8 protein-coding genes and 1 pseudogene are annotated in these 13,067 nt (G+C 73.8%); 3 read left to right on the top strand and 6 right to left on the bottom strand.

The annotated features are described in order from the left end of the window. Positions 1–99: 99 nt before the first annotated feature. The 4 genes from KUM39_RS10880 to KUM39_RS10865 form a co-directional block, all read right to left on the bottom strand. The gene (locus KUM39_RS10880; RefSeq protein ID WP_217785282.1) at positions 100–2,319 is read right to left on the bottom strand and encodes an NADP-dependent isocitrate dehydrogenase; all 2,220 of its coding nucleotides are present in this window, start codon (positions 2,317–2,319) and stop codon (positions 100–102) included. A 37-nt stretch (positions 2,320–2,356) separates the two neighbouring features. Then, positions 2,357–3,484, bottom strand: coding sequence for a mechanosensitive ion channel family protein (locus KUM39_RS10875; RefSeq protein ID WP_217785281.1), 1,128 nt, complete (start codon positions 3,482–3,484; stop codon positions 2,357–2,359). Between the two features lie 215 nt (positions 3,485–3,699). Then, positions 3,700–5,226 (bottom strand): amino acid permease, encoded by a 1,527-nt coding sequence (locus KUM39_RS10870; protein ID WP_217785280.1) that lies wholly within the window; start codon positions 5,224–5,226, stop codon positions 3,700–3,702. A gap of 131 nt (positions 5,227–5,357) precedes the next feature. Further along, positions 5,358–6,365 carry a hypothetical protein gene (locus tag KUM39_RS10865; protein WP_217785279.1) on the bottom strand — a complete coding sequence of 336 codons (1,008 nt, stop codon included), beginning with the start codon at positions 6,363–6,365 and terminating at the stop codon, positions 5,358–5,360. A 306-nt stretch (positions 6,366–6,671) separates the two neighbouring features. Here KUM39_RS10865 and KUM39_RS10860 point away from each other — a divergent pair, with 306 nt between their 5' ends. The 3 genes and pseudogenes from KUM39_RS10860 to KUM39_RS10850 form a co-directional block, all read left to right on the top strand. Continuing rightward, positions 6,672–8,243, top strand: a complete 1,572-nt coding sequence (locus KUM39_RS10860; RefSeq protein ID WP_217785390.1) for an FGGY family carbohydrate kinase — start codon at positions 6,672–6,674, stop codon at positions 8,241–8,243. Beyond that, on the top strand, positions 8,240–9,670 hold the full coding sequence (locus KUM39_RS10855; protein ID WP_217785278.1) for an FAD-dependent oxidoreductase: 1,431 nt from the start codon (positions 8,240–8,242) through the stop codon (positions 9,668–9,670). Before KUM39_RS10860 ends, KUM39_RS10855 begins: the two co-directional genes overlap by 4 nt. Positions 9,671–9,735: 65 nt before the next feature. Next, positions 9,736–10,683 (top strand): annotated as a pseudogene (locus KUM39_RS10850) (FAD-dependent oxidoreductase); the annotation flags it as partial. Positions 10,684–11,020: 337 nt separating this feature from the next. Here the strand turns inward: KUM39_RS10850 and KUM39_RS10845 are convergent. Together KUM39_RS10845 and KUM39_RS10840 are read right to left on the bottom strand one after the other, a co-directional pair. Next, on the bottom strand, positions 11,021–11,785 hold the full coding sequence (locus KUM39_RS10845; RefSeq protein WP_217785276.1) for a crotonase/enoyl-CoA hydratase family protein: 765 nt from the start codon (positions 11,783–11,785) through the stop codon (positions 11,021–11,023). Between the two features lie 127 nt (positions 11,786–11,912). Further along, entirely contained in the window at positions 11,913–12,848 is a 936-nt protein-coding gene (locus KUM39_RS10840) for a lysylphosphatidylglycerol synthase transmembrane domain-containing protein (protein ID WP_308288102.1), read from the bottom strand. Positions 12,849–13,067 lie beyond the last annotated feature (219 nt).

Genomic DNA, 13,067 nt, shown 5'->3' with positions numbered 1-13,067 from the left:
TGGCAGCTGCTTCCCGGCGGCCCGCCGCCCGCCCCGTACGACTCCGCCCCCGGCCGGAGGAACCGGGCGGGGGCGGAGGTCGGGACGGGGTGGCCGGCGTCAGCTGAGGGACGCCAGGGTCTCGTTCCAGGTGGCCGACGGGCGCATGACCGCGTCCGCCTTGGCCTTCTCCGGCTGGTAGTAGCCGCCGATCTCGGCCGGGGAGCCCTGTACGGCGTTCAGCTCGGCCACGATCGTGGACTCGGCCGCCGTGAGCTGCTCGGCGAACGCGGCGAACGCCTTGGCCAGGTCGGCGTCGTCGGTCTGACCGGCCAGCTCCTGCGCCCAGTACAGGGACAGGTAGAAGTGGCTGCCGCGGTTGTCGATGCCGCCGACGCGACGGGTCGGGGACTTGTCCTCGTTGAGGAAGGTCGCCGTGGCGCGGTCGAGGGCGTCGGCGAGCACCTTGGCCTTGGTGTTGCCGGTGGCCTCGGCGTACTGCTCCAGGGACGGGACCAGGGCGAAGAACTCGCCGAGGGAGTCCCAGCGCAGGTAATTCTCGCGGACGAGCTGCTGCACGTGCTTGGGGGCGGAGCCGCCCGCGCCGGTCTCGAAGAGGCCGCCGCCCGCCATCAGCGGGACGACCGACAGCATCTTGGCGCTGGTGCCCAGCTCCAAGATCGGGAACAGGTCGGTCAGGTAGTCGCGGAGCACGTTGCCGGTGACCGAGATGGTGTTCTCGCCCCGGCGGATGCGCTCCACGGAGAGCTTCGCGGCCTCCACCGGCGCCAGGACGCGGATGTCCAGGCCCTCGGTGTCGTGCTCGGGCAGGTACCGCTCGACCTTGGCGATCAGGTTGGCGTCGTGGGCGCGGGTGGCGTCCAGCCAGAACACGGCCGGGTCGCCGGTGGCGCGGGCGCGGGTGACGGCCAGCTTGACCCAGTCGCGGATCGGGGCGTCCTTGGTCTGGCAGGCGCGGAAGATGTCGCCCGCCGAGACGGCCTGCTCCAGCACGGCCTCGCCGGAGGCGTCCACGACGCGGACGGTGCCGGTGACCGGGATCTCGAAGGTCTTGTCGTGGGAGCCGTACTCCTCGGCCTTCTGCGCCATCAGGCCGACGTTGGGCACGGTGCCCATCGTGGCCGGGTCGAAGGCGCCGTGGGCGCGGCAGTTCTCGACGACGGCCTGGTAGACACCGGCGTACGAGGAGTCCGGGATGACCGCGAGGGTGTCGGCCTCCTGGCCGTCCGGGCCCCACATGTGGCCGGAGGTGCGGATCATGGCGGGCATGGAGGCGTCCACGATGACGTCCGAGGGGACGTGCAGGTTGGTGATGCCCTTGTCGGAGTCCACCATCGCCAGGGCCGGGCCCTCGGCCAGCTCGGCGTCGAAGGACGCCTTGATCGCGGCGCCCTCGGGCAGGGTCTCCAGGCCCTTGAAGACGCCGCCCAGACCGTCGTTCGGGGTGAGACCGGCGGCGGCGAAGGTCTCGGCGTACCGCGCGAACGTCTTCGGGAAGAAGGCGCGCACCACGTGGCCGAAGATGATCGGGTCGGAGACCTTCATCATCGTGGCCTTCAGGTGCACGGAGAACAGGACGCCCTCCTCCTTGGCGCGGGCGATCTGCGCGGTCAGGAACTCGCGCAGCGCGGCCACGCGCAGCACGGAGGCGTCCACGACCTCACCGGCGAGCACGGGCACGGAGTCGCGCAGCACGGTGGTGGAGCCGTCGTCGCCGACCAGCTCGATGCGCAGGGTGCCGTCCTCGGCGACCGTCACGGACTTCTCGGTCGAGCGGAAGTCGTTCTGGCCCATCGTGGCCACGTTCGTCTTCGACTCGCCGGACCAGGCGCCCATGCGGTGCGGGTGGGTCTTGGCGTAGTTCTTCACCGAGGCCGGGGCACGGCGGTCGGAGTTGCCCTCGCGCAGGACCGGGTTCACGGCGGAACCCTTGATCTTGTCGTACCGGGCGCGGATGTCGCGCTCCTCGTCGGTCTTCGCGTCGTCCGGGTAGTCCGGCAGCGCGTAGCCCTTGCCCTGCAGCTCGGCCACGGCGGCCTTGAGCTGCGGGATGGACGCCGAGATGTTCGGCAGCTTGACGATGTTCGCGGCCGGGGTCTTGGCCAGCTCGCCCAGCTCGGCCAGGGCGTCCGGGATGCGCTGGTCCTCGGTCAGGTACTCCGGGAAGACGGCGATGATGCGTCCGGCCAGCGAGATGTCGCGCGTCTCGACGGGCACACCGGCCTGCGAGGCGTACGCCTGGATCACCGGCAGGAACGAATGCGTCGCCAGGGCCGGGGCCTCGTCTGTGTAGGTGTAGATGATGGTCGAGTCAGTCACCGGGTGCTCCGCTCCACGTCTGCAACATTGCTCGACATCAAGATATCTCCTGTGCGGGGCGGTCTCGACAGGGGTCGGCCGGTGCGGTCTCCGTCCGGCCGTCCTGCGTGCCGCCCCGCTGCTGGGGGATCAGCACCGCACCCTGCTGGAGGGCGACCGTACGGGCCGGGGCCGGGATGCGGATGCCCTCCGCGCGGTAGCGGCGGTGCAGGCGCTTGATGAACTCGTGCTTGATCCGGTACTGGTCGCTGAACTCCCCGACACCGAGGATCACCGTGAAGCCGATCCGGGAGTCCCCGAAGGTGTGGAAGCGGATCGCGGGCTCGTGGTCGGGCAGCGCGCCGCCCACACCGGTCATGGTCTCCGCGATCACCTCGTGCGTGACCCGCTCGACGTGGTCGAGGTCGCTGTCGTAGCCGACGCCCGCCTGTACCAGGATGGTCAGCTTCTGCTCGGGGCGGGTGAAGTTGGTCATGTTCGACTTGGCGAGCTGCCCGTTGGGCACGACCACGAGGTTGTTGGACAGCTCGCGGACCGTGGTCTGGCGCCAGTTGATGTCCACGACATAGCCCTCCTCGCCGCTGCTCAGCCGGATGTAGTCGCCCGGCTGCACGGTCTTGGAGGCGAGGATGTGGATGCCCGCGAACAGGTTCGCCAGGGTGTCCTGGAGGGCCAGCGCGACCGCGAGACCGCCGACGCCCAGGGCGGTGAGCAGCGGCGCTATGGAGATGCCGAGGGTCTGGAGCACCACCAGGAAGCCGATGGCCAGCACCAGCACCCGTGTGATGTTGACGAAGATCGTCGCCGAGCCCGCGACGCCCGAGCGGGACTGGGTGACCGAGCGGACCAGGCCCGCGATCACCCGTGCCGCCGACACGGTCACCACCAGGATCAGGCCGACCTGGAGTGCCTGGTCCACGTGGTGCCGGACGGTCCGGGTCAGCGGCAGCACGGCCGCCGCCGCTGCCGCGCCGCCCGCGACCGCCGCCCACGGCAGCACCGAGCGCAGCGCGTCCACGATCACGTCGTCCCCGCTCCAGCGGGTCCGTTCGGCGTGGCGGCCCAGCCAGCGCAGCAGGGCCCGGGCGAGGAAGCCCAGCAGCAGCCCGGCGCCCAGCGCGACACCGGCGAGGACGAGATCGTCCAGGGTGAGCGCGCGGTTCACCGCACACCTCCGGGGCTGCGGCGGGCCGGGTGCGGCCCGGTGCGATGTCTCGGCACGTTGTCACCTGTTCGCTGTGCGGAAGGACCCCGGTGGCGTTTCGCGTCCGGGAAACGGCGATCGCGCCGCCCCCGCCCCTCGGCGGTGGTCGGCGCGATCGCTCATCCTGCCGTATCCGGTACGGGAGTTCGCACCGGAACGTGTTCCGCGTACGCCCCTCAGACGATGCCCTCGGCCAGTTCGGCCTGGTCCTGGTCGCTGCCGTAGGCGGCGGTGGTCGGGGTGCCGTACGAGCGGCGGGCGACGTACCACCAGACGCTGGCCAGCACCAGGACGACGACCAGGGCGACGACCGCGTAGTTCATGGTCTCCACGTTGACCGGCGAGGACTGCGGCAGGCAGAACAGCACGGTCACGAAGGCCACCCAGACCACCGCGATCCAGCCGACCGGCTTGCTCCAGCGGCCCAGGCTCCACGGACCCGGCTGGAACCGGTCGCCCGCGCGCAGCCGCAGCAGCACCGGGATCGCGTAGGCCGGAGTGATGCCGATGACGTTGATCGCGGTCACCGCGCCGTACGCGGTGGCCGAGTACAGCGACGGCAGGGCGAGGACGCCCGCGACGATCACCGACAGCCAGACGGCGGCGACCGGCGTCTGGGTGCGGGTGCTCACCTTGCGCCACAGGTGCGAGCCGGGCAGCGCGCCGTCCCGGCTGAACGCGAACACCATCCGGCTGGCCGCCGCGACCTCCGCGTTGCCGCAGAACAACTGGGCGACGATGACGACGAGCAGCAGCGCGCTCGCCCCGTCGGTGCCGAGACCGTCCAGCAGGATCTGCGCCGGGGGCACGCCGGTGGCGGTGTTGCGGGTGGCGTCGTAGTTCTGGATGGCGAAGGTCAGACCGGCCAGCAGCACGAAGCCCGCGATCCAGGACACCCAGATCGCCCGCACGATGCCCTTGGCGGCCGAGACGGACGCGTTGGAGGTCTCCTCCGACAGGTGGGCGGAGGCGTCGTAGCCGCAGAACGTGTACTGGGCGAGCAGCAGGCCGATCGCGGCCACGTACAACGGGCTCGACCAGCCGGTGTTGTTGGCGAAGTGGGTGAACACGAACGACGCCGACTGGTGGTGGTCCGGGACGATCGCCAGCACGGCGACGATCAGCGCGACACCGGCCAGGTGCCACCAGACGCTGATCGAGTTGAGCAGGCTGACCAGGCTCACCCCGAACAGGTTCAGCACCGCGTGCAACATCAGGATCACCAGGAAGATCAGCATCGTCTTGCCCGGCGTGGGCTCGAAGCCCCACTGGAGGTTGGCGAACGCCCCGGCGAACAGGGCCGCGCCGTAGTCGATCCCGGCTATCGCGCCGAGTAGGCCCAGCAGGTTCAGCCAGCCGGTGTACCAGCCCCAGCGGCGCCCGCCGAGCCGGTCCGCCATGTAGTACAGCGCGCCCGAGGTCGGGTAGGCGCTGGTCACCTCGGCCAGCGCCATGCCGACGAACAGCACGAACAGGCCGACGCCCGCCCAGCCCCACAGCATCACGGCCGGGCCGCCGGTGTTCAGGCCGAAGCCGTACAGCGTCATACAGCCCGACAGGATAGAGATCACCGAGAAGCTGATGGCGAAGTTCCCGAACCCGCCCATCCGGCGGGCCAGCACCGGGCGGTAGCCCAGCTCACGCAGCCGCTGCTCCTCGTCGTGGTGTTCCGTGGGCGGTGCCTTCTCCGGTGTGGGCGACATGACGGGGACCTCCGGTCGGGTGGCTCTTGGGGGGACGAGTGCATGACATGTGCGGGTGCGGGTGCGGGTGCGGGTGCGGGTGCGGGTGCCGGTGCCGGTGCGGGCCCGGCCGCGCAGGGCGGCGGCCCGGGTCAGGTCCGGGTGCCGGGCGGGCCGCCGCCGGGCGACCGGGCGGCACTCCGGCAGCGGTCGCGGGCCCGCTGGAACACCTCCACGGCACGCGACCGGTCCGGCGTGCGGTACATCCACGGCGGCGGGGTCACATAGGGGCCGATCGCGTCGAACACCCGCGCCGCCTCCGGGAACTGGAGCGCGCCCCACAGCGCGTGGGCCAGATGGTTCAGGTCCAGCAGCGACCGCTCGGCGTCCGGCGCCCGGTCGAACCAGGCGTCCAGCGTCCGCAGCGCCTCACGGGTCGCGTCCTCCGCCACCCAGTGCAGGTCCAGCGCCGCCGTGTGCCCGGTCGCCCGCCGGTAGCGCTCCACCCGGACGTACAGCGGCAGCACGTGCAGCGCCGAACCGTCCGGCGCCGAACCGGCCGCCCACTGCGCGTAGTGCGATGCCTGTGCCAGCCGGTCCGTCGGACCGATCGCGTACAGGAACTGCAGCATCCGGTGGTGCGCCTCGCGGTTGTGCGGATCACGCGTGCGCGCCTCGGCCAGCAGCCCCCACGGCCCGTGCGGCAGCACCGGCTCGGGCGGCGCCACCCGGTGCTCCTGCCAGCTCTGCGCCGTGTCCAGCTGCGCCAGCGCCAGCAGGCACACCCAGGGCACCGGGTCGGCGGGCGCGGCCTCGGTGGCCGACTGCGCCGCGTCCCACGCCTCGATCCACAGCTCGTGCGTACGCCGGTGCTCCTCGCGCCGCGCCCGCAGTGCCCGTTCCACCCCGACCCGCGCGTGCATCACCGCCGCGGCGACGCTGCCGGGCTCCTCCGCGCGCCAGGCCCGCACCACGTCGGTTCCGGCCGCCGCGGCGGCCAGCACCTGGGTGCGCTGCGTCCACCGCCACCATTCCGTCGTCTCCGCGAGCAGGGCGCGCATCGCCATCCAGCGGCCGGTGCGCAGCTCCTGGAGCGCGCCGCGCAGCGCGCCGTCGTGACCTGCCGGGTCGTAGGAGGGGCGGACCCCTTCGCGGGCCATCAGCCGCGCGCCTCGGGGCGGCGGCGGACGGGCGGTACGCGGCGCGGGCGGACGGGCGGCACGGCGGGATGGAGTGGCAACAGCCCTCCCTTGGGATGTGGTCGAGGTCGGCTCTCGGACGGCGGTCACTATAGGGGGCTGGTTTGCGCCGAGCCACCGCCGCCAACTGACGGACCCGGCATAGCAGTTGATCTCGCACAAACCGTCCTTGACGCGGGGTGCGGCGCGACGGCAGGCTGTGCGGACCGATCATCGGCGTGGCTGGAATCCGGAGGGTGCGACAGCGTGCGCGTGGGCGAGGGTGCGATCACGGGGCCGGTGCTCGCCGTGGACCAGGGCACCTCCGGCACCAAGGCGCTGGTGGTGTGCCCCGAACGCGGCGTCCTCGGCAGCGGCTTCGCCGCCGTACGGCCCCGCAACCTGCCCGGCGGGCGGGTCGAGGCGGACCCCGAGGAGCTGTACGGCTCGGTGCTCGCCGCCGGACGGGCCGCGCTCGCGGAGGCGGGCGAGGACGTCGTCGCCCTCGGCCTCGCCAACCAGGGCGAGACCGTGCTCGCCTGGGACCCCGGCACCGGCCGCCCGCTCACCGACGCCCTCGTCTGGCAGGACCGCCGCGCCGCCTCCGTGTGCGCCGAACTCGCCGACCGGGAAGCCGATTTGCGGGAGCTGACCGGGCTGCCCGTGGACCCGTACTTCGCCGCGCCGAAGATGGCGTGGATTCGCCGCCACCTCACCCGCGAGGGCGTCGTCACCACCTCCGACTCCTGGCTGGTCCACCGCCTCACCGGCGCCTACGTCACCGACGCGGCCACCGCGGGCCGCACCCAACTCCTCGACCTGGACTGGGTCCAGTGGTCCCCGCGCGCCCTGGAGGCGTACGGCCTCACCGACGAGCTGCTGCCCCGGATCGTGGAGAACGCCCAACCGGTGGGCAGCACCAGTGCGTTCGGCCCGGAGATCCCGGTCACCGGACTGGTCGTGGACCAGCAGGCCGCGCTGCTCGCCCAGCGGATCACCGCGCCCGGCGGCGCCAAGTGCACCTACGGCACTGGGGCGTTCCTCCTCGCGCACACCGGGGACGCGCCCCGGCGGGGTACCTCCGGGCTGGTGAGCTGCGTGGCCTGGCGGCTGGCCGGGGAGACCGCGTACTGCCTGGACGGGCAGGTGTACACCGCCGCCTCCGCCGTGCGCTGGCTCACCGACCTCGGTGTCATCTCCTCCGCCGCCGATCTCGACCCGGTCGGCGCCTCGGTCCCCGACAGCGGGGGCGTCACCTTCGTCCCGGCGCTCGCCGGACTCGCCGCCCCCTGGTGGCGCGGCGATCTGCGCGGCTCGCTCACCGGACTCGGCCTCGGCACCGGCCCCGGCCATCTGGTGCGCGCGCTCTGCGAGGGTCTCGCCGCCCAGGTGGTCGGACTGGCGGACGCGGCGGCGGCCGACCTCGGCACCCCACTGGACACCCTCCGCGTGGACGGCGGCCTCACCCGCTCGGCGCTGCTCATGCAGACCCAGGCCGATCTGCTGCAACGCCCCGTCGAGGTCTCCGCCCTGCCCGACGCCACCGCGCTCGGCGCCGCCGCCCTCGCCCGCCTCGGCGCCGACCCGTCGCTCTCCGTGCGGGACGCGCTGCCCGAGTGGAAGCCCGCCGCCGTCTACGAGCCCCGCGTCTCCGCCGACCAGGCTGCCGAGCGGCTGGGCGTGTTCCGGGAGGCGGTCGCCGTGCTGCTCGCGTCGGGGGTACCGGGTGCGTCGGGTGCGGCCGGTGCATCGGGTGCGGCCGGTGCGGGGACATTGGGGTCGGGGTCGGGTTCGGGTGCGGGGAAATCCGGTCCGGCTTCGGGGCGGTCCGGTTCGGAGTCGGAGCGGTCCGGCTCATGACGCCCGCGCCCACGGCGGCCGGGCCCGGCGCGGTCACCGCCGAAGGACCTCTGCCCGGCCGGACGTACGACGTGGCCGTCGTCGGCGCCGGGGTCGTCGGCTCCGCCGTCGCCCGCGAACTCGCCCGGCACCCGTCCCTGGGCGTCGCCCTGATCGAGGCGCGGGACGACGTGGGCCAGGGCACCTCCAAGGCCAACACCGCGATCCTGCACACCGGTTTCGACGCCGTCCCCGGCTCGCTGGAGGCCCGGCTGGTCCGTGAGGGCTCCCGGCTGCTGGCCGAGTACGCCGCCGCGTGCGGCATCCCCGTCGAACCGGTCGGCGCCCTCCTCGTCGCCTGGGACGCCGAACAGCTCGCCGCGCTGACCGAGTTGGCGGCCAAGGCCGTACGGAACGAGTACGTCGATGCCCAACTCCTCGGCGCCGAAGAGGTGTACGCCCGCGAGCCCCACCTCGGCCCCGGCGCCCTCGGCGCGCTGCACGTGCCTGGTGAGAGCATCGTCTGCCCCTGGACCACCACCCTCGCCTACGCCACCCAGGCGGTGCGGGCCGGTGCGGACCTGCACCTCAACACCCTTGTGGAACAGGCGTCGTACGACGGTGTCCACCAACTCGGCACCTCCAGAGGCATGGTGCGTGCCCGGCATCTCGTCAACGCGGCCGGACTGCACGCCGACACCCTCGACCGGCGGCTCGGTCACGACGACTTCACCGTCACCCCGCGCCGTGGCCAGCTCGTCGTGCACGACAAGCTCGCCCGCCGCCTGGTCCGGCACATCCTGCTGCCCGTCCCGACCGCGCTCGGCAAGGGCGTCCTCGTCGCGCCCACCGTCTACGGCAACGTCCTGCTCGGCCCCACCGCCGAGGACCTGCCCGACAGGGCCGCCACCGAGTCCACCGCCGACGGACTCGCCACGCTCCGGGAGAAGGGCGCCCGCGTCCTGCCCGCCCTGCTGGACGAGGAGGTCACCGCCGTCTACGCCGGACTGCGGGCCGCCACCGAGCACGACGACTACCGCATCACCGGCCACCCCGAGCAGGCGTACGTCACCGTCGGCTCCATCCGCTCCACGGGTCTCACCGCCTCCCTGGCCATCGCCGCGCACGTCGTCGGACTGCTCACCGAGGGCGGACTCGACACCGGGCCCGTACGGGACCTTGAGCCGATCCGCATGCCCATGATCGGCGAGGCGTTCCCGCGCCCGCACCAGCGGCCCGAACTCCTCGCCGCCGACCCGGAGTACGGCACCCTGGTCTGCCACTGCGAGCGCGTGTCACGCGGTGAGATCCGCGACGCCCTCGCCAGTACGGTCCCGCCGCGCTCCCTGGAGGGGCTGCGGCGCCGGACGCGTGCGCGGTCGGGGCGGTGCCAGGGGTTCTACTGCGGTCCAGCCGTACGGCGGTTGTTCGAGGAGGGGCGACCATGAGCGAGGAGGTCTCCGGGGGCGCGGGCGAGGCAGCGGCATCGGCGGACGGTGCCCGGGGTGGGGTCGTGGGCGGGGTCGGGGTCGAGGGCGTCCGGGAGCGGGCTGTCGATGTGCTGGTCGTCGGAGCCGGTCCCGCCGGGCTCGCGGCGGCCACCCGGCTGGCCCGCGCGGGTGTGGGGCGCGTGGAGGTGCTGGAGCGGGAGACACGGGCCGGGGGAGTGCCCCGGCACTGCGCGCACGGCGGCTTCGGCACCTGGACGCGCCCGCTGGACGGCCCCGGATACGCAAGGCGGCTCACGCGGGGCGCGCTCGGTGCGGGAGTCCGGATACGCACCGGGGTGACGGTGCTCGACTGGGCGCGGGCCACGCGCACCGAGCCGCCCGCGCTGACCACGGTCGGCCCCGGCGGACTGGAGACGCTCACCGCGCGTGCCGTCGTGCTCGCCACCGGCTCACGCGAACGCCCGCGCTCCGCACGGCTGGTGCCGGGGACCCGGCCCGCCGGGGTCTACACGACCGGTGAACTCCAGCAGGCGGTACATCTGTTCGGGCAGTCCATCGGGACCCGGGCCGTGGTGGTGGGCGCCGAACGCGTCTCCTACGCGGCGGTCGGTGCGCTGCGGACCGTCGGAGCGGAAGTGGTCGCGCTGGTGGCCGACCGGGCGCGGGCGCCCCGGACCACCGTCCAGTGGGCCCGGCTGGGGCGGGGCACTCCGCTGCTGACCGGGGCATCGGTGGCCGAACTCCTGGGCCGCGAGCGGCTGTCGGGGGTACGCATCCGGCACCGGGACGGGCGCGGAGCCGTACTGCCCTGTGACACCGTCGTGTTCACCGGTGACTTCGTCGCCGACGACGAACTCGCCCGCCGGGGTGCCGTCGCGCTCGGCCCCGGCCCCGACACCTCCCACCCCGCCGTGTTCGCGGCCGGTGCGCTGCTACGACCCGGCGAGCGGGCAGCGGCGGCCCACCGGGCGGGGGAGGCGGCTGCGGGGGCGGTACTGGAGTGGCTGGCGGCCGAGGGAATCTAGCGGCCGGTCGCGGGGCGGACCGTACGGGGTGAGGGTGCTGCCCGGTGCTCCCGCTCGGCCGGAGGGTGCCTGGTGGCCGGTCGTCGGGCCAGGCGGCGACGCCGGGCCAGCGGAGCGACGGTGATCGCCCGTGCCGGGGCCTGGTCCCACTCCGTGACGAGACTGCCCGCCGCCGGGGTCGCCGGGTCGCCGGGGTCGCCGGGGTCGCTGGGGCCGCCAGGACCTCCCGGCCGACGCCCGCCGTGGTGTCGGGGAGCCGTCGAACCCACCGTGCAGCAGGGTGAGCCCCCGACACCGGCCGCCCGGTCGGTGCGCGCCCGTGTCACTCGCCGGTGAAGGAGCCGTGCCGTCCCGCACCCCCGGCGAAGCGGGCGGCACCCTCCAGGCCCTCGGCCAACACGGCCATGCCATAGCGGAGTTCGGTGCGCATCGCGGTCTCCTCGTCCTGGCCCGCCTGCTCCCGCAGGGAGGCGAGGTCGGAGCGCAGGCAGTCCTGCGGGAAGCGGGCGAGGGACGCGGCGAGGTCCTCCGCCTCGGCGCGGGCCCGCCCGGCGGGGACGAGGCGGTTGACGAGGCCGATGTCGTACGCCTCGCGGGCCGGGACCGGCCGACCGGTGAGGATCAGGTCGGCGGCGCGGCTCGCGCCGATCAGCCGGGGGAGCCGTACCGTACCGCCGTCGATCAGCGGGACGCCCCAGCGGCGGCAGAACACCCCGAACACGGCGTCCTCCTCGGCCACCCGCAGATCGCACCACAGGGCGAGTTCCAGGCCGCCCGCCACCGCGTGCCCGGAGACCGCCGCCACCACGGGCTTCGTCAGCCGCAGCCGGGTCGGCCCCATCGGACCGTCCCCGCCCACGGCCACCCGGTTCCCGCGCTCCCCGCCCATCGACTTCAGATCGGCCCCGGCGCAGAAGGTCCCGCCCTCGCCCCAGAGCACGGCCACCCGCGCGTTCTCGTCCGCCTCGAACTCCCTGAAAGCAGAGGCCAGCTCCTCCGCAGTGGGGCCGTCCACTGCGTTGCGCACCTCGGGGCGGGAGAGGACGACGGTGGTCACCTGGCCGTCGCGCTCGACACGAACCGACACGGGGTCTCCTTCCGGAAGGGGTGCGCCCACTGTGCCGTACGGGGGCGGGGGACCGGTCGGCGGGCCGTGTCCGATCGTGCCCCGCCGTGCGAATGCAGAGTGGCCCATCCCGAACGCGGCGCCCCCCTCAGATCACCTTCAGCCGCACCAGCACCCCCAGCGTCACCGCTCCTGGTATCAGCGGCAGCCACACCGTGATCAGGCGGTAGGCCAGGACGACCGCCGTCGCCACCGGCGCCGGGGCGCCCGCCGCGACCAGGGCGACGATCAGGGCCGCCTCCACCGAGCCGACACCCCCCGGCATCGGCACCAGGGCCACCGCGACCGTCGCCGCGAGGTACGCCAGGGCGACATGGGTGGCCGGTACTGGCAGGGACAGGGCGTGGCCGACCGCCATCAGACCCACCGCCTGGAGAGCGGGGAAGGCGAACGAGCCGCCCCACAGGCCGAGGGCACGCGCGGGCCGGGTGTGCACCGAGCGCGCCTCGCCCAGCGCCGCACGGGCGAAGCGGACCAGGGGCGCGCGCAGACGTCGTACCAGTGCCGGGACGGCGACCGCCGTCGCCAGTACGCCCGCGACCGTCCACAGCAGCGGCCCCGCCGCCCCGCTCGGCAGCAGCGGCCCGACGCGCAGCGCGTCCGGGAACACCAGCAGCAGCACGCCCAGCAGGGCGACTCTGCCGACCGACTCGGCCAGCAGATACAGCGCCAGCGCGGCCGAACCCCGAACCGCCGGGACCCCGCACACGGCCATGAACCGGAGATTGACCGCCCCCGCGCCGAGCTCCGTCGGCAGCAGATGGTTCGCGGAGGACGCGGCGAACTGTGTCGCCAGCAGCCGTCTTCGGGGCAGTCGTTCCCTCACCGCGCCCTGCCGGGTGACGGCGGCGGCCACCCAGGTCAGTCCGGTCGCCCCGGCCGCCACGAGCAGCCACGGCCAGGACGCCGTACGCAGCAGCCCGACCCCCTCGGCCAGCACCGACCGCTGCCGCACCGCCACGAACGCGACCAGGAGCAGCGGGAGCAGGCACAACAGGCGCCGCCACGGCAGCCGTTCGGCCACCCTGCCCGGCCGGGAGCATCTGACCCGTTGGACGAGTCGGCCCGCCCGTGCGGCACGTCCATCGGGGGCAGCGGGCACGCTGAGTACGGTCACATCTCGAGAGGCTCGCCCCACCGCCCCAACACGAGGTTGCGACGGCACGGCCCCCGGCTTACGGCCTGCCCTCCCCCCAGGTGAAATCGCCCCCATCCCAAACCTCAGCCTCAGCCCCGACCTCGA

Source organism: Streptomyces corallincola (assembly GCF_019104725.1).
GTDB lineage: Bacteria > Actinomycetota > Actinomycetes > Streptomycetales > Streptomycetaceae > Streptomyces > Streptomyces corallincola.
This window is presented reverse-complemented; position numbering and strand designations above follow the sequence as displayed.